General features: G+C 60.3%; 18 protein-coding genes and 1 pseudogene. 11 read left to right on the forward strand and 8 right to left on the reverse strand.

All coding sequences use genetic code 11. The features are described 5' to 3' along the window. Positions 1–19: 19 nt before the first annotated feature. The 3 genes from ACFPJ1_RS27490 to ACFPJ1_RS27500 form a co-directional block, all read right to left on the reverse strand. Complete coding sequence (locus tag ACFPJ1_RS27490) at positions 20–943, reverse strand: hypothetical protein (protein ID WP_380108246.1); 924 nt, start codon at positions 941–943, stop codon at positions 20–22. A 174-nt stretch (positions 944–1,117) separates the two neighbouring features. Beyond that, entirely contained in the window at positions 1,118–1,309 is a 192-nt protein-coding gene (locus ACFPJ1_RS27495; protein ID WP_380108247.1) for a hypothetical protein, read from the reverse strand. Positions 1,310–1,369: 60 nt separating this feature from the next. Next, positions 1,370–1,513, reverse strand: a complete 144-nt coding sequence (locus ACFPJ1_RS27500; protein WP_380108249.1) for a hypothetical protein — start codon at positions 1,511–1,513, stop codon at positions 1,370–1,372. 776 nt (positions 1,514–2,289) lie between these two features. On the opposite strand from ACFPJ1_RS27500, the gene ACFPJ1_RS27505 reads away from it, so the two are divergent. The 5 genes from ACFPJ1_RS27505 to ACFPJ1_RS27525 all read left to right on the forward strand — a co-directional run bounded on the left by ACFPJ1_RS27505 (position 2,290) and on the right by ACFPJ1_RS27525 (position 6,973). Continuing rightward, complete coding sequence (locus ACFPJ1_RS27505; protein WP_380108251.1) at positions 2,290–2,820, forward strand: SigE family RNA polymerase sigma factor; 531 nt, start codon at positions 2,290–2,292, stop codon at positions 2,818–2,820. After that, complete coding sequence (locus ACFPJ1_RS27510; protein WP_380108252.1) at positions 2,817–3,569, forward strand: hypothetical protein; 753 nt, start codon at positions 2,817–2,819, stop codon at positions 3,567–3,569. Before ACFPJ1_RS27505 ends, ACFPJ1_RS27510 begins: the two co-directional genes overlap by 4 nt. 939 nt (positions 3,570–4,508) lie before the next feature. Continuing rightward, entirely contained in the window at positions 4,509–4,913 is a 405-nt protein-coding gene (locus tag ACFPJ1_RS27515; protein ID WP_380108253.1) for a restriction system modified-DNA reader domain-containing protein, read from the forward strand. Between the two features lie 59 nt (positions 4,914–4,972). After that, positions 4,973–5,761 carry a hypothetical protein gene (locus tag ACFPJ1_RS27520; RefSeq protein WP_380108255.1) on the forward strand — a complete coding sequence of 263 codons (789 nt, stop codon included), beginning with the start codon at positions 4,973–4,975 and terminating at the stop codon, positions 5,759–5,761. Between the two features lie 87 nt (positions 5,762–5,848). Next, positions 5,849–6,973, forward strand: coding sequence for a hypothetical protein (locus ACFPJ1_RS27525; RefSeq protein ID WP_380108257.1), 1,125 nt, complete (start codon positions 5,849–5,851; stop codon positions 6,971–6,973). A 3-nt stretch (positions 6,974–6,976) separates the two neighbouring features. Here the strand turns inward: ACFPJ1_RS27525 and ACFPJ1_RS27530 are convergent, their stop codons facing one another. Beyond that, positions 6,977–7,861 carry a hypothetical protein gene (locus tag ACFPJ1_RS27530; protein WP_380108258.1) on the reverse strand — a complete coding sequence of 295 codons (885 nt, stop codon included), beginning with the start codon at positions 7,859–7,861 and terminating at the stop codon, positions 6,977–6,979. A 151-nt stretch (positions 7,862–8,012) separates the two neighbouring features. Between ACFPJ1_RS27530 and ACFPJ1_RS27535 the strand changes: the two genes are divergently transcribed. After that, a complete protein-coding gene (locus ACFPJ1_RS27535) occupies positions 8,013–8,450 on the forward strand; it encodes a helix-turn-helix domain-containing protein (RefSeq protein WP_380108259.1) in 438 nt (145 codons plus the stop codon). A gap of 9 nt (positions 8,451–8,459) precedes the next feature. On the opposite strand, the gene ACFPJ1_RS27540 is transcribed toward ACFPJ1_RS27535, so the two are convergent. Next, a complete protein-coding gene (locus ACFPJ1_RS27540) occupies positions 8,460–11,039 on the reverse strand; it encodes an AAA family ATPase (RefSeq protein ID WP_380108260.1) in 2,580 nt (859 codons plus the stop codon). Positions 11,040–11,233: 194 nt separating this feature from the next. Beyond that, on the reverse strand, positions 11,234–11,644 hold the full coding sequence (locus ACFPJ1_RS27545; protein ID WP_380108261.1) for a hypothetical protein: 411 nt from the start codon (positions 11,642–11,644) through the stop codon (positions 11,234–11,236). A gap of 237 nt (positions 11,645–11,881) precedes the next feature. Here ACFPJ1_RS27545 and ACFPJ1_RS27550 point away from each other — a divergent pair, with 237 nt between their 5' ends. The 3 genes from ACFPJ1_RS27550 to ACFPJ1_RS27560 are packed head-to-tail and all read left to right on the forward strand — an operon-like array spanning position 11,882 to position 15,928. Continuing rightward, on the forward strand, positions 11,882–13,288 hold the full coding sequence (locus tag ACFPJ1_RS27550) for a hypothetical protein (RefSeq protein WP_380108262.1): 1,407 nt from the start codon (positions 11,882–11,884) through the stop codon (positions 13,286–13,288). 31 nt (positions 13,289–13,319) lie between these two features. Continuing rightward, positions 13,320–15,182 carry an SNF2-related protein gene (locus ACFPJ1_RS27555; RefSeq protein WP_380108263.1) on the forward strand — a complete coding sequence of 621 codons (1,863 nt, stop codon included), beginning with the start codon at positions 13,320–13,322 and terminating at the stop codon, positions 15,180–15,182. Continuing rightward, a complete protein-coding gene (locus tag ACFPJ1_RS27560) occupies positions 15,179–15,928 on the forward strand; it encodes a protein NO VEIN domain-containing protein (RefSeq protein ID WP_380108264.1) in 750 nt (249 codons plus the stop codon). Before ACFPJ1_RS27555 ends, ACFPJ1_RS27560 begins: the two co-directional genes overlap by 4 nt. Here the strand turns inward: ACFPJ1_RS27560 and ACFPJ1_RS27565 are convergent. Next, positions 15,900–17,657, reverse strand: coding sequence for a class I SAM-dependent methyltransferase (locus ACFPJ1_RS27565; protein WP_380108265.1), 1,758 nt, complete (start codon positions 17,655–17,657; stop codon positions 15,900–15,902). The genes ACFPJ1_RS27560 and ACFPJ1_RS27565 overlap by 29 nt on opposite strands. A gap of 185 nt (positions 17,658–17,842) precedes the next feature. On the opposite strand from ACFPJ1_RS27565, the gene ACFPJ1_RS27570 reads away from it, so the two are divergent. Then, positions 17,843–18,082: a helix-turn-helix domain-containing protein gene (locus ACFPJ1_RS27570; protein WP_380108266.1), complete on the forward strand. Its 240-nt coding sequence runs from the start codon at positions 17,843–17,845 to the stop codon at positions 18,080–18,082. A gap of 59 nt (positions 18,083–18,141) precedes the next feature. Next, positions 18,142–18,348, forward strand: a pseudogene (locus ACFPJ1_RS27575) (NAD-dependent epimerase/dehydratase family protein); the annotation flags it as partial. A gap of 408 nt (positions 18,349–18,756) precedes the next feature. Here the strand turns inward: ACFPJ1_RS27575 and ACFPJ1_RS27580 are convergent. Then, on the reverse strand, positions 18,757–18,948 hold a 192-nt coding region (locus ACFPJ1_RS27580), incomplete at its 5' end, for a hypothetical protein (RefSeq protein ID WP_380108268.1).

Consider the following 18,948-nt stretch of genomic DNA (forward strand, 5'->3'; position numbering starts at 1 on the left):
ACTGAGCACTATGCCGTGGCTACGGACAGTTGCCAAGGGCCGAACCACGATCCGGGCGGAGCCGAGCCCAGCTCCGGTCGTCGCCCCAGACCGAAAGCGGGTCCAGGTAGGGCCGGATCAGCGCAGTGAGCTCCGCATCGTCGTGACCCGCCAACTGGTCCGACGCGACCTTCCTGGCCACTCCTGCCAGGAAGTCTGCGACCTGGATGCGCGAGTCGTCGGTTGAGTGGAGGAGTTCCAGCCCGGCCAAGCGGTCGCCTAGCTCCAGCCGCGCGATCCGTTGCGGTGAGAGCGACGTCTGCCTGTCGTGAGCGATCGCGACCGGGTACTGGCCGTCACCCCAGTACGCCACGGCCCGCACGATCGCCGGCAACAGCGGATCGAGCGGCGGGATCGCTGCCGGGTCTGCGCCGAGCCCTGCGCGGAAGGCCTCGGCGGATGGCCTGGCCTTCTTCAGCGCCGCGACTACCTCGTCATCGAACGGCAACTGCTCCAGCGCCTTGAAGAACAGCTCGACGGCGTCAGGCGTCTCCCTCGCCCACATCAGGTTGTTGGCCGCCTGCAGGAACCCGTCCCACTCAGAGCCACCTGTACTCCGGCCCGCGGCGTACAGGCTGTTCGCGGGTCGGCTGACGAGCAGCTCGGTCAATCTGGAGACCAGGAAGAACGCCTTGTCCACCAGCTGCACCTGGGCATTCCCCAGCAGCGGCCCGGACGAGCCGAGCAGCCAGAGCAACACCTGGCGGTTCTTGGACCGGAGTACATGGTTGGCCTTGTACTCCGTCGCAGGCGACCGGATCCGCCGCCGCAACTCAGCGACACACTCCGCGGCGGCTGCCTCATCCAGCGCCACACTGGCATGCGCGAACACATCGGTAACCCCGCCGACCAGCTTCTCGCCCTCATACCCGGACTCATCACAGGCAATCCCGACGAGTCTCATCCCCCGACTCTCCCACCCGGGCGAGTCCACCGCATCCAATTACGACACGGTGAAGCGCGCGTTCCCCCAGACAGATCTACCAGTCCCACCGACGCCCCCGGCCGCGATAACCTCGGTAACCAGCTTCAGCACGGACTTGCCCTTCACGCTGACCCTGAGCTCCTGCGTGTCGTACTACGTCAGCAGATAGCCGTCGTTGATCAGGGCGCCGTCCAGGTAGTTCAGGAAGCTGACCTTCGCACCCGGCTTCGTCTTGTTGTCGATCCCGAGCGTCGCCCGGAACGTCGACGAGTGCGCATCGACGCCGTACTCCGCGGTGTACCCGCCCTGGAACCCGTTTGATCTGGAACCGGATACTCCGGCCACAGTTCACCTTGTTCCCTCCGATGGTCGCCGCGCCTTCGCCCGGATCGCCGTACAGAGGCTTCAAGTCCGCCAGGTACTGCGTGGCCGGTGCGCCGCCGCGTCGATGTTCCTCTCCCACAACGTTGCCCCGATCAACAACACGATCGAGGCCACCAGGAGACCCACCAGAGTTCCGGTTCGCAGCTTGTGCGGCTTCGAGGTCATCAGATTCACAATGATGCTGACAAGAGTCGTCAACGCCACAACGCTGAAACGACGACCAGCCCGACAAAGAGGCTCATCCCTCAATTGCATCTTTCACAGCGCGAGCGGGCGACACCGGATCATCTGCTGGGGGGCAGGAATGGTGGAGCGCCCGGATCCCTGAATCCGGGCGCTCCACCATTGACCGACGTACCCGCCACCAACACAGGCCGCCATCACCCCGGGACCATCCCCTCCCCCAAGCCCCAACCCTGTCACTCAGCGTGTCCCCTGCCCATCCCCCACCGAATGACCCCCACCCGCTCCCGCCATCACCCAAAGGATGAGCCGCGGCCGCCGAACCGGATCGCCATCCCATCAATCCAGCCAAGCCCGGCCGCCGCCACGCTCACCGGGTACGCGTCAGGCGGGCTCCGGTAGGCGATTGATGGCCTGGCGGTCCGCCGACCCGGGTGCGCCGCGCCCCGGACGGCGGTACAGCCAGGGGGTTGGAACGGTCCCGACGCTATTCGGCAAAACGCCGGGACCTCAGCTGACCAACCCGGCCGGGGCTCATAGGAACAGCCGTAGCCTGCCGGTGCCCTCGGCTACAGACGACAAACAAACCATGCACACGTTCCTAGTTGCCATCCGAAATCGCCCTCTGATCTGGACGTTGCCATGCACGAGGAAGCTGGACGTGTCCCAGTCGGCGGCATTGCTCGGCAGGCGTGCGTAAGCTCTGGGCGGGTTCGCTTCGTCTATGTATTAGAGGAAGCGGCTGAGAGGCGGCGCCAGTGAAAGCAGCAGACGAACGGGGGTTCCGGGAGTTCGTGAGCTCTCGGAGGCCGGCCTTGCTGCGTACGGCGTACTTGCTGTGCGGTGACTGGCACCGGGCGGAGGACGTCGTGTCGACCGCGATCGTGAAGCTGTACGTGGCGTGGCGGCGGGTCGCCTGCGCGGACAACCCGGACGCGTATGCCCGACAGGTCGTCGTACGGACCTGGCTGGATGAGGCCAGGAGGCCCTGGCGCCGGGAACTTCCGGTCGAGATGTTGCCGGACAGGCCGTTGGACCACACGGACACCGCGGCTGACGCGACCGTCCGCCGTGCCGATCTCCGTCTTCTCCTCGCCAAGATGCCCGCCAGGCAGCGTGCGGTGCTCGTGTTGCGCTTCTACGACGATCTGTCGGTCGAGCGCACCGCGGAGATACTCGGCTGCACTCGCGGCGCGGTCATGACACTCACGTCACGGGCGCTCGAAACGATCCGCGGGCTGCTGCCCGACGGTGCGATGACCGCGACCGACCTCGAGGAGACACTGTGAAGACCACTGTACGAAGCCTGCTCGACGATCTGACAGCGGATCAGCCCGAGCCCACCGACGACCTGGACCGTCTGATCGCCCGCGGTCGCCGCCGCAGCCGAATCCGCACTGCAGCCCTCGGCGCGGTAGGCCTCACGCTCGCGGTCGGCCTCACCGGCGGCGTACTCGCGTTGCGCCCCGGCGCGAGCAATCTGCCGGTAGCCCCTCCACCGTCGTCGTCTGCGCCGGCATCTACCACGACGCCGCCGGCATCTGCCGGGCCGGCGTTCACGAGCGAAACGACGGAAAAGTCCAGGGAGCTCGGAAACCTACTGCAACGCCTCGCACCGGAGATCGGCCAGATTCCCGGAGCCCATCAGTCCAACGGCGAGCGCCTCAGCCCGGACGGGTCCGCGGCTCACCTCAGCGCCGACAGCACGTCGAAATACCGCGTTGGCGACTTGTGGAACTTTGTGAACCTCTCTGTGGAGGTCAGCACGGCGCGTCAGGTGCCACCCGTCTGCGACGGCATGACGCCAGGCGTGAACAAATGCACCGAGGTCTGTCGCCTTCCCAACGGGTCGACCGCCTACATCCACAACTACACCGCGGCGGGCGGGCATCACTACGAGGTCCGGCTGGTCCGCCCCGACAACACCTGGGTCTACGTCGGCAGCGGCGCGGACATGCCACCGGGATCGACCCACGACGCGCCCCTGTCGGCCGCACGCGTCCTCGAAGTCGCTCAGCAGATCACCACTCAACCCTGACTGAGATCAGTCTTACGCATCGCCCCAAGAGCTGCCGACTTCAGGTTCGGTGCGGGTCAAGGGTCGAGGCCGGTCGGCCTCGGCCAGGGCCTCCCCCGCGAGAAGCAACCTCAACCGGCGCTGCGGACTTGGAGTGGGTGGGAGCGGCGACGGAGGAGGCGCGTGGGCGAGCGTCGTACAAGCAGAAGGCCGGTCTCCCTAGGGGGAGGACCGGCCTGCGTTACTGGGTGGACCTTGTAACACGTTACTCGAACCCAGACCTCTACCGGCAACCCTTGTTGCGGCTCAAACAGTCGCTCCATGTGACCAGGCCAGCCAGCGACCGCCATCCATCGACGCCCAAACCACACAAAGTCACGCAGCGCCTGATGCCCGAGCAGATCAATGAGCTCACGACCGCATATGAAGCCGGCGCTTCACCAAGCGAGCTCGGCCGCAGGTACCACCTCGCCCAGACCACTGTTGCCAACCTGCTAACAGCTCGTGGGGTAGCCCTTCGCCCTCGCGGCCTCTCGGGTGCCGACCTCATGAGAGCCCGCGAGCTGTATGAATCCGGGCAGTCGTTGGCTGCCGTCGGCAAACAACTGGGCTATAACCCATCCAGCGTTGGCTGGGCCCTGCGGCGAGCGGGAGTCGCCATGCGCCGACCGCACAAGCTCGCCGACAGGGAAATCTCCGAGTGTGTACGACTGTACAGCGATGGATGGTCGACTGTCCGTCTCGGCGAGCGCTTCGGAGTTGGCGATCGGACGGTCGCCAAGGCGCTGCGAGAGAAGGGAATCCAGCTGCGTTCCGCAGGCCCAGCATCTAACGTCGGCCGCTAGAGCCACCGCCTATGCGATGAGTACCTGGCGAACGGCAAGGCAGCCTGAGCCCTTGCACCTAGCCCAACATCTGCTAATCTGGCGATCTGTCAGGTATGCAGCACAGGAGGTTAGGATGCATAAGATCGATGTCGACGATGAGGTATTTGCGTTCCTACAGCGCGAAGCTGAACCGTTCGTCGATACGCCCAATGACGTACTGCGACGAAGGCTGCTGCAGGGCGCGGCCCAGCCTCATCAGCCCAGAGCCAAGCGTCGCAAGGGCCCCCTCGCCTCGCTGATCGAGGCCGGCTATGTCTCCCCCGGGGATCGCCTCGTACACCGCCAGAAGCGGAAGGGCAATGTCCATCATGGCGAGATTCTAGAAGATGGGTGGGTCCGAGCTAACGGCAAAGACTACGACAGCTTGTCTCCGTCCCTAGGCGAAAGCGTCGGACACCAGATCAACGGCTGGCTTTGGGTGCACGAGCGATCGGGAAGCCGGCTCTATGACATGCGTGAGCGATTGAACGAACACTGACGCGCCCGGCGTCGGCCAGACTCCCGCCAAACCTACAATCCGGATCCAGAGGGCTCTCTATGCGTGCAAACTTCTCCGAGTTCAGCTATGGATATGCGACGATCCGAGAGGCTGAGGCCGTCATCACCGCGCTATATCGACAGCACGAGGCGCCCAAGATGCCCTCGCTGAGAGAGGAGAAAGATCTTGGCTGGGACGCCAGGATTGCCACTGTTGACTATGCGCTCTTTATGCAATTCAAGGTCGCGGAATATATAAGTAGACGAAACCCGAGCTCGCCTACCTGGGGTGGCGTTGGTGTGCCGCATTACAGAGTTACTATCGACACAGATGGTCATCAACACGAGGCGCTGCTCCGATTGGAAAAGAAGCTCACCGAGGCTGGAGAGTTCGGAGACGTCTACTACGTCGCACCAATCTTTCATCTACGTGAAGATTTCGATCAAGTTTACATCACCGAGGAAGTGCTCGATCGATCTGTCATCGTCTCGCCCAGCGAGTTTGGTGAAGCAGATGGCGTACACCACTACGTCACGGAGCCTACGACTGGCAAAGAGCAGGTGTTCTCAACTCCTCGATCGCCGCGCAGCCGGGTGCATTGGGAGGAGTTGCAGTGGCGCGCACGCAACCGAGCAATCGGTGAGATAGAGAAGCCTAACGCTCGCTCGATGCCATTGGAGGAACTGGAATCGTTGCTGGTTTCAGTACTGCGCGAGTCGAACATCTCGGTTGAGTTTGGCCTAAATGACCGTACGGCAACCGCCAGGCGTATCGACCGATTGGCAGCCGTTCTCGGCTGCGGTCTCGTTCTCATTCCCAATCGGCGTAACGAGACGACCTCTGATTGACGGAAGTCCCTTGCGCCTAGGACCTTTCACAACGCTGGCCGTCCGCGTACGATTGTCTCGTGAGCTACGTCATTGAAAGGCGAGAACATGCCTAACGTTGGAAATGAAGACCAATTTGAGGATGTCTATACTGGAAAGTTCCGGGCGCTTGTTGCTCAATACGGCACGATTATCAAGTACGAGAGAGATCGTGCTGGCATCGATATTGGGTTACACCTTCATGGCCCTTCATCATCCCAGTATTCTAGTCCGCTCGCTGACGCCAAGGTCTGGTTCCAACTGAAGGGCAAACACGCGAAGACCTTGCCCGCCCATCAGCTCGCATCAGCCACAATCGTCTCGTCATCGGTCTCACTTGAGCTTTTGAAGTTTTGGTACGCTCAACCTGAGGCTGTATATATCGCTATCTATCTTGAAGCCACGGGTGAGTTCATCCTTGAGGACGTTCGCGACATCGTCGATCGAATGTGGGGCGAACGACTATTCGCCCCAAGCACCTTCACCGAAGGCCAGCAGTCGGTTACCTTACATGTGAGACGGGCGGCCATCCTCGACGCTGAGCGCCTAGGCCTGCTACTCAGACATCGATCCATGCGCATCGATGGCCCGTCATGGCGTGGACGCCCACTGGGTCATCGGTTTGATCCTTTGCGCTCTGCCCTAGCTCCCATGGATCCCGATGATTACCGGGCCCTCGTTCTCCGCCTACTAGAGGTTCACGGCTTCGAAGAACAGGAGAGACTCGATCCAGCACTCTTGCTAGGGTCGCCTCGGCCGCAAGGCGATCGGGCAAGCCTCAGCATGGGACGCATGCACTACACGTACGAGTGGACACATCCGGCTATGACCGAGTTCGGCTATGACGAGGGTGAGACGTTTCGCATTGAGGGACAGATGTTCCAAGCGCAGGGACCGTGCGCGGTCCTCATCCACGAACAGCCGGAAGCCATACCTCGTCGCTCCGACTCTTCTTTACTGTCGGATCTACTGAAGGACCGTGGCGTAGAGAAGCTGCTCGTATTCGTCAACGCGCCGTTCAGTCCTGCGTTGATGGGCGGTTACAAAGTCGCCGCAAAACACGTGGGGTGCATTGCTCAAGATCTAGACAGCCTGGCATTCAACGTACTGACTGCAACACTGATATACCTGGAATTCCGAGACAGATTAGAATGGCGATTCGTAAACTATCTTCATCACAGATTCGGGAACTAGCGTTTAGATGACTCTCGACCACACTGGATGAAACATCACCGGATCCGCATTCCAGAGGACTTGGTATGATTCGAGCAGCTTCTTGACCCGGGGGTCGCAGTCCGTCGAGCAGAAGACACGAGCAACTAGTCGGGGAGTCTGGAAACGCTGATTCAGCTCAGTAGTCCAAGCGTCGGAGATCAAGACTACTGCATGAACACGACTGCTCGATCGTAGTGCATCAGAGATGACCGTCTCAGCATCGTCCCCATAAGCAGCGAGATCACCCCAAGTTCGAGGAATTCGCACGAAGATAGTACCGACGCCTCCCGGAGGCAACTGTCGACGCGCAGTCTCGAGGGTTTGCTTGAGCGTCTTTGGGGTAAACGCGATGTCTTCTTTGGCTTTTACTTCTATGGGCCATTCATCGTCGCCAAATGGGACGCCGATGTCATAATCGTTGGTCTTGATGCCCGTGGGTATTCTGATCGCAGACTGGAGCGGTATGTACTTGAGCAACCAGACAACTTCGGCCTCGAACATCGCTCCGCGCAGCTCGTTGTGCCGGTTACGCAAGCCCGCGATTAGGTCCGGAAAGAAGTCGTAAGGTTGCAGGTCGAACAAGTAGCGGCCTAGCTGCATCTCCTCGTGGAGAAAGGCTCGCTTCACCTCGGGATCGTTGCTTTGCGTCGCGTAGGCTTTCGCCTCAGCCAGATTGCTCGCGACCCAGTCTTCGCCGAAGATGGCCTCGATGACCTCGCTCGCAAGTACGGAGGCGACCTCGCCACGACTTGCCCCCATGGCCTCCTCTGTCTCGATGACGAGTCTCTGGCAACCCTCGACATAGCGCTGCCACACAACTTCCTCCGGAATATCCTCCGGGGCTTGCGCGCGTACATCCGCATACAACGGAAAGCTAGACAGAACCTTCTCCCCCCAACGATGCGCACCATAATTCCACGCAACTGCTGCGTCGCCGGCGGGGCAACGGCTTGGATCGCCGATCCTACGGGTTAGGTGATCCGTGGATCAAGATCGAACGTAACGTCAGGTGGAGGTTATGGGGCGTTACTCGAACCAGCCCCTACTACTGGAGAAGCTCCAAGATCTGGCGGCGTCCGTCGCACTTGAAACAACACCCGAAAGACCCGTGACCGGCGCCACACCGACCCCACGCGTTCAAAGGCTCGACGAGAGGCTTGATGGCGAGACTGTGGCTCAGATCATCGTCGAGTACGAGGCCGGAGCGTCATCCGCAGCCATTGGCTCGATGTTCTCGCTAAGCAAGAAGAGCGTTGTCAAGGTCCTCCGAGAGGCCGGCATCAACGTCCGCTACCCGCGGATGACGGAGTCAGAACTCAGACGAGCAACGATGCTCTACAACGACGGATATTCACTCGTGGAAGTTGGCAGACGACTCGGTCGTGATCACTCGACGATCTACAAGGCAATGAAACGCGCCGGTATGAAGATGCGAGATTCGCACGGACGCCCCTGAGGCGCGACATCAGGCCTTGAGGAACTCCGTACGACATGCTTCTAGCTCCGCCCAGTGCGCCTTGAGGTCAGCCAACGTCGATGAGACCCCGAGCGACAACAGTGGTTGCGAGTGGGCTTCGGTCTGCCTACAAGCCTCCTCGAAGATGGGGAACACCACGTCGATCGCAGGCTTCATCGCTCCCAGCTTAAGATCCGGCAAAGTGGTCATCCGAACATTCGGCTGGTACCTACGCGTAACACCGTTGAGCAGCTCATCTTCAGTGAACACCTCGCACCACGACCGCATACATGAATACCCTTCACGGATCAGCGCGTCTCGCGCTTCTCCGTCTACGGCTTCGGCCGCCGCGATCTTCTTGTTGATTCGCTTCTTCAGATCGCTGAGGCTATCCAGGCGTGGCCCAGTAGCAGGCGCAACGTGGCCCTTACCCCCGTCATCCGTCACAGCGTAGTAGGTGCAGCGCTTCGACTTCTCGAACAGCGACAGTAGTTTCGTTGCGAACAGGATGTCATGCGTAAAGACGATCACCTGGTTGTTGTCAGTCAGTCCAGCAATCCGATGTGCTACTTCATTGATGCGCCGATGGTCAAGGCTCGACACTGGATCATCAAAGATGATAGGAGCAGTGATTCCCGTCAACCGCGCCTCGGCGAGGAAGTCAGCGATAGCAAGAACCTTCTGCTCACCCTCTGAAAGCACCTTTGAAGGCTTGTAACTTCCACCAAGTGTGCGTCGGCGGTGCGGCTTCCCCTCGCGACCAACAAACTGAACATCCAGCGCTGGCGCTCGGAGGTGCTTGCACTCCTCAGCAAACAAAGTGTCGAAACTCTGATTGATAAGCTGATCACTGGCGCTCTTAGCCAACTCAGTGACCTGTCGCAGATAGACGGCCATTTTCTTGACAAGAATCGCGATCCGGGCAGCCAGTGCCTCACCCTTGACCTTTGACTCAACCTGCTCCCAGACGGCGGCCAGTTCCACCCGCCCGGCCAGTTCCACTCGCTCGGCCTTCTTCTCTTTGAGGGCCGCCGTACGGTCGTTTAGCTGCTTTTGTACCCCTTCGACCAGAGTAACCGTCTCGGTCCGAACCTTCTGCACCTCACCCAACGCGCCAGCAGCGTCCTCGGTCCACTTCGCCTCTACCGGCTTGGCTTCACCAATCGCGAACCGAAAAGCTTCACCCAAGGACTTCACCCGAGCAAGTAGGTCGTACTGTGGGACGCGTTCGTCGAGAACCTCTTGCTCCGAGATGAACGAAAGCATGCCAGGACCAATGAGTGACTTTACCGAGGACTGAGCCACTGACAGAGCCTCTTCCAAAGCTCGAATGTCACTGCTCAACTTGTCTTCCAGGTACTCGCTGTATCGGGCGAGCAGGACTAGCGCCGGCGCGGCAAGGGGTTGACGACAGTACAAGCAGCGGTCTTCGTCGTGCACCCCTTCGCTCTGCAAGTGCTGCTTGTACGCCTCACCGCTAGCAATGAACGCCGACCATGTGTTGTCTGGCGCAGCCGGAAGCGACGCCGCGATGAAAAGCTGCTCACGCAACTGTGTTTGATCGCCTCGGAGTGCGGCGAGCTTGACCAAGTTGTCGTTGTACGCCGTCGCATCGAAGACCGACAAGAACTTTGCTGCGGTCTCCGCTTCCCCCAATACCGCACTAAGGCGTTGCAGAACCGGAAGTTGGGCCGCCACCGTGTTTGCCTCAAGCGCAGCAACCGCTTGCACGAGGTGTTCCAACTGCGTCTTGGGTTCATCACCAAAAGCAGCGAGCTTGCGAAGCGCTTCTAGGTCGGTCGCAGCGCTCAGCGTCTCGATCTGCGGATAGACACTCGACTCTCTCGGAAACCGGGCGAGCAAGCCAGGGATTGCCGTCTTCAAGTTGGCAATATCCTGATCCAGCTTCTTCTGTACGGCTCGAATCGCGTGGCTGACATAGTTGAAGAGCGACAGAACCGCGGGCACGTAGACGTATTCGAGGTCAGAGTCCAGATGCACATTGACGGCCGGGCTATCGAAAATCGACATACGCGTGAACGGCGACAGACCCTGCTCGCCACCCCACGTCGCATGGTGAGCTTCAGTTCCCAGGGTGTAGTCAATTACAGCCGACTTACTCACGTCTTCATGGACAGCAATATCTCCAAGGATGGTGTCGGCCGTTCGACTGTTGGCGAGCGCCTTGAAGACTCGCGCATAGCCTGTCTTGCCCGTCCCGTTCTCGCCGAACAGGATCGTCAGCCCTGCGTGTGGCTCGATAACCGCTCCCGGAACAAGTGCGTTCACGCCCCGCACTTCAGAAAGCTTCGAGATAGCTAGCGGTTCTTCGGCCTCATCTTGACCGGTAGTCACCGCCAACTCTGGTTCGACATCCAGCTTTCGCTTGTCGATCAGCTTCTCTTGACGAAAGAGGTTATAGGCGTGCTCGATATCGGTAGCCGGAAGCTCCCGGGTCGTCGCGATCACCTGGCGCGCGATGTACCGCAGCCACTCGTCGCTTTTATTGGCCCATTTCGCAAGCGCGGCGCGTGGATCCTTCCCAGCTTCCTTGGGCGCCGAATCCGCCGAAGTAGGACTACTGCTCACGATGTTTCCTCTCCAGCGCCACCGCTGTTTAATTCTTACTTCATTTAACCACGGCAAGCACGTGGTAGGAACCATAACCGAGTTGAGTCGCAGCTGCTACGGGTTATCTCGTACACACAATTGCCGTTGCAAATCTTCGGCCATCTCCGCGGAGATGTGAATCTTTTCCAGCCAAGCTCGAGTGGTGACACGTGTCAGCTTTCGAGGATCTCGCTCAGCTCGGCAAACTTCTCCGTCACGGCTAGCAACTTCTCCGAGTCGCGTGACGTATTCAGGCGTCTGAGCGCAGCCTCAGCCTCCCGCGTACCACCTCCGCTGACCGCATCGATTACCGCGGCGGCCGGCGTCCCGAGCTTGTAGATGACGACCGCCTGCTCCTGGTATGCAGGCAGGTCCTTCGGCAGGTGCGCGAGACCGAGCCCCATTAGCTTCCGGCTGATGCTGGCCCGTACATGAACACCGAGGCGACCCGCCTCCTCTAGATACCGAAGGTCCCACATCATGACCCGCAGAACGCCACCCCCTGCCTCAACCGCGTCCTTGAGTTCACCCCAACTTCCGTAGCTTGGCTCCCACTCCTGCTCAAGCTCGACCGTCGTCGCCATGACCGCCACCCCATTTAAAGTCAAAAGAAAAACCTTGATCTAAGATCATCTTAAGGTCAAGACGGGGACAAGGTGCGCTCAACCCGGCTTTGTCGGCGCGTTCGCTGTCAGCCGCACGCTGAAGGCTCGCCAGCGAGTCGAGCGAGCAGTATGCGGTGACAGTAGGTTGTCGGTGGGCTGCCCTACGCTGCAGGACGCAGCTCAAATGAAGCTGAACGGATCCGTTGGAGAGGCGACATGACGCAAGAAGCTCGGAAGCAGAAGATTCTCCAAACCCTGGAGGAACACTCGCGCGAGAGAGGCGCCGAGATGATGGCAGTACCGCTCGCGCGAGGCAGCGTGGTACTGCCCGTGATCAAACTGCCTCTGTCTGTCCCGCTGCTGAACGCCGACAGCTTCCGGATTGCGCCGGAGTTGGATGACCACCCCTCGGCCGAGCTCGTCAGGTCGGACCCACTGGGCAGCGAAGCCCAAAAGGTCATCGCCAAGCTGGTCCGGACCTCACACAAACACACCAAAGAGCTCAAGGAGAGCCTCAAGGACGGGCAGGATGAGCCGGGCCTCATCACGCGTGCCGGCATCCTCATCAACGCCAACACCCGCTGTGTCTTGATGCGTGAACTGCGCGACGAGGGCGACCTTCAATCGGATGCGATCCGTGTCGCAGTGCTACCTGCGGACATCGACGACCCCGAACTGATGGACCTCGAAGCAGTCGTCCAGAAGCAGCGCGATCACAAGGATCCATACAACCTTGTGAGTGAGCTGATGATGCTCAAACGCCTCCACATACGCGGCAAGATGACACCGCAGCAGATCGGCAAGCGGCAGCGGCTCCCAGCCAGGGATATCATCAAACGATTCGAGATCCTTTCGCTCATGGAGCGGGCTCGCTATTTGGTCGAACCCCCGCTGCCGCTCACCACGTTCTCGGGTCAGCGCAGCAAGCTTCAGAACTGGAAGGAGCTGCTGACTCGCGTGCAGGAGCTCGATGCACGCGACAGCCCCGCAGCGGGCGACGAGGCTATCGTCGAATGGTTGTTCGCGTACATGCTGGGACATAACTCCGTGCACAGACTTCGATACGCAGACGGCGGTTGGATAGATCGCCATGTGGTGGATCATCTTTCGTCGCATGGCGAGATCGGCAGCAAACTGGCGGAGATCACCGACGCTGCACAAGACGTCCACAAAGTGGATGACCGCACCGATCTCGACATTCTCGATATCAGTGAAAACACCTCACCACAGCTTGCGAGCCCATCAAAGGCGAAACTGCTGGGGCTGGCCGTCGCCTTGCACAACGCTGATCCTTCGGAAAAGGTCACACTTCCAGATGGAAGCAAGCATGCAGCCGCTGATGTCAGTCGTATCCTCAAGGCTGCTTCCACGAAAGGCTTGGACGACAGCAAGCGCCGAGCTGACGCAGGCGAACGCTTGGTTGCACCCGAAAATCTGCTCAAAAAGACCTACGAAGACTTCGTTGCAGCGAACCGCGCTATCGATGAGGCGGTCGGGGTGGCTGGATTCGAGAAGCACATAGACACCGTACGATCCGTCTTGGACGACCTCAGCTCGCAGTTGGAGATCGCGAACGAGATGCTCGACGCACGTATTGGGTCGGAATCAGCAGATGGCAACTAGCACAGGCGGCGCTGCTGGGCCCGCTATCACCGTGCACTTCTCTGACGATGGCTCGCACCTTGTCATGGATCGGCGACTGGTTAGCGATGACATTTGGGCAGAAATCACAGCCACAGTCGCTGGTGCAATGCCGCCAGCTGACCAGCCGGCCAGACTGGCCACGGACCAGCTCATTCAGCGCGCCGGAACCCTCAGCGCGATACTGCGTCGCGCGGGCGTGGCTTTCCGACCTGACCAACGCGTGATAGACATGCTCGGCGCTATCCGCCAAGACCGTCGAGCCGTTGTCAGCGGGTCACGTCCCGAGTCCGCATCGACCAGGGTTGATTCGGGTACAGATATCGGTCGATATGAGCTGATCCGTCCGCTGCGATCCTTTCAGACCCGTGATCTCGAAGCCCTGTGGAGAATGCGCCACGGCGCCAATTTCTCTGTTCCGGGCGCGGGAAAGACCACGGTTGCATACGCCCTCCACGCGCGCGAGCAGGCGGCGTCGCGGGTCGACCGGATGTTGGTAGTTGCCCCTCTGTCAGCCTTTGGAGCCTGGGAGGAAGAAGCGGCAGCTGTGCTGACTCCGGCGCCGCGGGTATCTCGCCTGTCTGGAAGGATCGACGGCGATCCGGACGTGCTACTCGTTAACTATCAACGCCTGGCCAACTCCCTTCCGCAGCTTACCGACTGGATGCACCGTCACTCCGTCCATCTCGTCGTCGACGAGGCGCACCGCGCTAAGAGGGGCAGCCTCGGTGAGTGGGGAAGATCCCTTCTCACCCTCGCTCCACTTGCCCAACGTCGGGACATCTTGACCGGGACGCCAGCGCCCAATCACCCTAAGGATCTAGTAGCGCTGCTTAACGTCCTGTGGCCCGGCGGGACGGTTTCCGCCGCCCTGCCCCGCGATGCACTGGCCAAAGATCCAACTAGCGACGCAATGGCCGGCGTCAACGGTGCAATACGGCATCTGTATGTCCGCACTACCAAAGAACATCTTCGGCTGCCGCCTGTCACGTTTCATCCTATGACCGTCGAGATGGGCAAGTTACAGCAGGACATCTACGACGCGATGTTGAACAGGTACGCCGGGTTGCTCGACCTCAACACGGTGGACGCTTCGATGTTCGCTCAAATGGGCGAAGTGGCGATGTACCTGATCCAAGCTGCGTCGAGTCCTCAACTTCTATCGAACAGCGCAGATCCTGGTCGAGCTTATCGCTATCCGCCGCTCGCTATTCCTCCCGGAAGTCAGCTAGCGCACATGATCGAAACCTACGCTGACCATGAAATCCCGGCCAAGATAGAGACCGCTTGTCGGATCGTCCACAGCAATACACAACAAACCCCCAAGCGTAAGACGCTGGTTTGGTCCAACTTTCCAGATAACTTGCTCGCACTCGAACAACACTTGGCCTATCTGCAACCAGCCATCGTATATGGAGGGGTACCGAGCACCGAAGACGCTCTGCCGGGGGTGAGGACACGCGAACGGGAACTGGCCCGCTTCCGATACGACGCAGACTGCCAGGTTCTGCTCGCCAATCCAGCGGCCTTGGCCGAGGGCGCCAGCCTGCATCACGTCTGTCATGACGCGATCTACATCGACCGCACCTTCAACGCAGGACAGTATCTTCAGTCCCTCGACCGTATCCACCGCTTAGGTCTGCCAGATGACACCGAGACACGTATCTACCTGCTGACCGCGGCCGGCACGATCGACGACCGGGTTCGTCGTCGGGTTGAAGTGAAAATGCGTCGGCTGTCACAGATGCTCGACGACCCGGAACTGGTAGGCCTTGCGCTTCCTGATGAAGAGGATTCCGGGCCTGTGCTGGATGACGAACTCGATCTGCGCGAGGTTCTGCAACATCTCGCGCAAGGGCAATCAGCAGCCGCATGACACGGAAGCCAACCGAGCACCAGTTGCGCGCAGCCATACGTGTGGCTCGCCTGATCGATACCAGCGGCAATCAGCAAGACGACGTATCGCTTGGTTTCAGAATGACTTCAACGCTCGGCCAGCATTCGCCCGATGCGCTGCTCGCCGCCGAGGCGCTTCTCATGAGTGCCGGCCTGCTGACGACGTTGAACGGCACGGTGCACGCCACCCCACAACTCCGCCAGTTCGTTGATCTCGACGACGATGACGAGCTTCTGCGGATCTTCTCTGAGCTACTCGTCGCAGACGCCGCCGACGCTCGCGCAGAGACAGGCGCCGCTGGAGAAGATCACATCACTGAGATGCTGCGGCGAGACCTTGATCATTTCGGCCGGCCGGATCTTGCTGCGAAGGTGCAGCGAGTCAGCCTCCTATCTGATCGCCTAGGCTACGACGTCCAGGCGCCAATGCTCGTTGGACACGGACTACGTCGCTTAGAGGTGAAGACTCAACGCAGCCCACAACCCGGAACAATGCAGTTCTTTATCACGCGACATGAATACGAAGTGGGTAAAAAGTACAGCTCCGAGTGGGCGCTCGTCATGTGCTCGATTGCCACTGGCACTGATGAGGTCAAGATCGAGGGCTGGTGCCGTGCCGCGGCGCTCCCAGCCTACTTGCCAGATGACCGAAACAGCCGATGGACGGAGGCTCGGGTAAGACTTCCTACGACACTTCTCATAGAAGGGTATCCGCCAGCGGTCTAAACTTTGCGGGCAGCGGCAGGTCATTGAGCGCCCGCGGTTCTATCTTAATTAGGCCTTCCCCTTGTCGCCTAGCGGCTTCAGTGATAGCCGCCTGACCAGCCTTGCTGCGCAGCCACTTGAGGATGTCCAGCCTCATATCACTTGGGGTCTCAGGCTTCCATGTCAATCCGTAGAGATTGTTCGTGATAAGCGCCTCGGCGCGATTCTCGACGAGGTGGAACTTATCTTTCGTCATCGGACCGATAATAACGTCGGGCGTAAATATCTCTGAGTTTAGATCGTACCATCGTGGCCGGGTTTGGCAGAGGATCCTCTCTGGGGTCTCCTCGTCTACACCAATTGCGATATAGGCCTGCAGCCGCTTAAGATCTTTAAGTTGTCGTTCCGTCGCGACCAGAAGATAGTGCTTCTCCTCAAGTTGGTCAAGAGTGCGCTGGTCGCAGACGTTCGGCAGGTCACGCAACCGACGAATTAGCGGCCGGAGTACAGATTGTGGCAACTGGCGCTCGCGCTGCGTGGCATCAGTAACGATGAAGAATTTGTTGTCCCCTGTTGCCACGCCGCGCTTTATTTTTGCGAAATCTCTTAACAAGAATCCGGATCGCTTCGGCGCTGTGTTCTTCGTTTCCTTCTCGAACAGAGCTCTCCATCTGTCCGGCGAAGCAGAATCTCGCGGAAGCGTTCGAGTGGTGTTCCCATCGTGGCCCAGTATGAATGGTTGCTCGCTGATCCGTTCCGTGCCTACAAGGAGAGCAACAGCGTCGACCTGGGCATCATCGAAGAGTTCGGAGGCGAACAGATGCAGCTCTACCCGTCGGTTCTTCAGGGACCAGATCCGCTCTCGTAGCCTCGCCGCGTAGTCGGACTCAAGCCACTGCGCCGGCAGCAGGAGACAGAGTCCATCGTCTGGCTGCAGAAGCTGCAGTGTGGCGGCGGTAATTAGCGCTGAGAGACTCGCACGGTTCCCGCACAGCCCACCAGCCGCAGCGGCCAGGCGAGCTCGCTCGCCGTGTGGCAGTAACTGGAGTCGGGTGTACGGGGGGTTTCCAAGCACGAGCCGCCCCGATGGAAGGTCGTGCCAGGTCTCCTGGACCCATGCCACGTAGTCATCAAGCACTAGTCGGATCCCCGGATCCAACGAGACCGACGACTCGATCCGATACTCGTTATGTACGCGAAGCGCGAGTAGCCCCAAAGTGACCGGGTTGATATCGACTGCCCAAACCTGAGCGTCCGGCCATCGCGAGGCGGCCGTGGTTGTGAAAATCCCAACACCTGCCCCTACGTCGACGACCGCACGAGGTTTTGGCTGGCTTGCCGCCCACTGGTCCACCATCCAGTTAACCTCGCGCGGCGCGGTGAAGAACGTCCCTAGGTTGCGACGACTAACCGGTGAGACCGTTCGTGCGTACAAGTCGGCAAGGGTAGTGTCGCGTCGGTCCGATGCAAGCAACTTCTTGTACCGCAGGACGAATTCTTCCGGTGGAGTAGGGCCCTCGGTGACCCACCGCCTCATGTCCTGGGCAGAGAACGCAGGTAGCAGACTGGCGTCTGGGCCAGCCCCCATCAAGGCGCCAACAAGCCCTCCGAGTGCCGCCAGCCGGGTTCGCTCATCAGGCTTCGCACCAGGCACCCACGCAGTCGGGATGGGAGCGCCTTCGTACGAGGTGAGCCAGGCCTGCAGATCGCGCGCCGAGACGCCAGCGTCCGCATTGCGATCCTTCACCATCCACCTCTCATCCGGCGCGACCTAAAGGCCTTATCGTGCCGCATGCCTCCGACAGAAACTGGATGGGGGTGCAGGGATGACTCTCTTGCCTTGTTCGACTGCATATTTGCGGTGTGGCACAGAGACAGATGCTACTTATAAGTCTGTAGACTTTCAAGTAGCATTTCCGTCAGGGTCGTCTGGCTATGACAGGGGATCTGCAACGCACCGTTGGACGCAACCTGCGGCGTTATCGGCTGCAGCACGGCCTCAGTCAGGAAGCAATGGCGCGCGTGCTAGATGTGCACCGGACTTACATGGGCGGCGTCGAGCGCGGCGAGCGCAACCTGACTCTAAACACCGTTGAACGGATAGCCGCTGCGATCGATGTCGACCCGCTCGCCCTCCTAACTAGGGACGCTACAGACGTTGACGGAAATCGCTAGTTGCACTTCACTCAACGCTCAATTCGGCATCTAAACGTCTAGGTCCGTAGAGTCCTCGCGTGCGCGTACTCATTCTCGGAGGCTCCTGGTTCCTCGGCCGAACTCTGATTGTCGATGCGTCGGCTCGAGGGTGGGAGATCACTGCCTTCTCCCGAGGCAAGAGCGGTCACCCGCCGGCGGGTGCCACACACGTTGTAGGCGACAGGACGAACGACGCCGATCTCCGCCGCCTGGCCGAAGCTGGTCCTTGGGATGCCGTCATCGACACCAGTGCCTACGAGCCGATCGACGTTGCGCGGGTAATTGAAGCACTTGCGGGTCAGGTTGAGCAGTATGTGCTTGTGTCGACCGTCAGCACGTACCGGGACTGGCCGACCACTGCGGTCGACGAATCCTCCCCCCTCTGGCCGTCGTCACCGACCTACACCGAGGACTCTGCCGAGTTGGCCGACCTGACTGTCGGCGGACAATACGGCACGCTGAAGGCGGGATGCGAGGCCGCCGCAACTGCCTGCAGACCACGGAGTCTCATCGTTCGCCCCGGCGTGATCTTGGGGCCTGGCGAGTACGTAGGCCGCGGGCTGAAGCTACTAGGACGCGCCGCCCGCGGCGGTCGCTGGCTCATGCCCGCACCAGCCGAACAACCCATCCAACCGATCGATGTCCGCGATGTATCAATGTTCCTGCTGGACTCGATCGAGGCGCGTCGTGACGGCGCCTTCAACCTTGTCGCTCCCGTAGGCCATGCCACGTATGGCGACCTGATCGACATCTGTCTTGAACTGACCGGACACCGCGCAGTGGCGTCCAGCAGAGTGGTGTACGGCGGGCCCGGTGACGGGCGTGGCGTAGGCGCATAGAGGCGG

The organism is Kribbella qitaiheensis (assembly GCF_042657745.1).
Classification (GTDB): domain Bacteria; phylum Actinomycetota; class Actinomycetes; order Propionibacteriales; family Kribbellaceae; genus Kribbella; species Kribbella qitaiheensis.

What these genes read in the sequence shown, in the direction of transcription:
- ACFPJ1_RS27490 (WP_380108246.1), bottom strand. Translation starts at nt 943, where the DNA reads ATGAGACTCGTCGGGATTGCCTGTGATGAGTCCGGGTATGAGGGCGAG.
- ACFPJ1_RS27500 (WP_380108249.1), bottom strand. Translation starts at nt 1,513, where the DNA reads ATGACCTCGAAGCCGCACAAGCTGCGAACCGGAACTCTGGTGGGTCTC.
- ACFPJ1_RS27515 (WP_380108253.1), top strand. Translation starts at nt 4,509, where the DNA reads ATGCATAAGATCGATGTCGACGATGAGGTATTTGCGTTCCTACAGCGC.
- ACFPJ1_RS27520 (WP_380108255.1), top strand. Translation starts at nt 4,973, where the DNA reads ATGCGTGCAAACTTCTCCGAGTTCAGCTATGGATATGCGACGATCCGA.
- ACFPJ1_RS27525 (WP_380108257.1), top strand. Translation starts at nt 5,849, where the DNA reads ATGCCTAACGTTGGAAATGAAGACCAATTTGAGGATGTCTATACTGGA.
- ACFPJ1_RS27535 (WP_380108259.1), top strand. Translation starts at nt 8,013, where the DNA reads ATGGGGCGTTACTCGAACCAGCCCCTACTACTGGAGAAGCTCCAAGAT.
- ACFPJ1_RS27545 (WP_380108261.1), bottom strand. Translation starts at nt 11,644, where the DNA reads ATGGCGACGACGGTCGAGCTTGAGCAGGAGTGGGAGCCAAGCTACGGA.
- ACFPJ1_RS27550 (WP_380108262.1), top strand. Translation starts at nt 11,882, where the DNA reads ATGACGCAAGAAGCTCGGAAGCAGAAGATTCTCCAAACCCTGGAGGAA.
- ACFPJ1_RS27560 (WP_380108264.1), top strand. Translation starts at nt 15,179, where the DNA reads ATGACACGGAAGCCAACCGAGCACCAGTTGCGCGCAGCCATACGTGTG.
- ACFPJ1_RS27565 (WP_380108265.1), bottom strand. Translation starts at nt 17,657, where the DNA reads ATGGTGAAGGATCGCAATGCGGACGCTGGCGTCTCGGCGCGCGATCTG.
- ACFPJ1_RS27570 (WP_380108266.1), top strand. Translation starts at nt 17,843, where the DNA reads ATGACAGGGGATCTGCAACGCACCGTTGGACGCAACCTGCGGCGTTAT.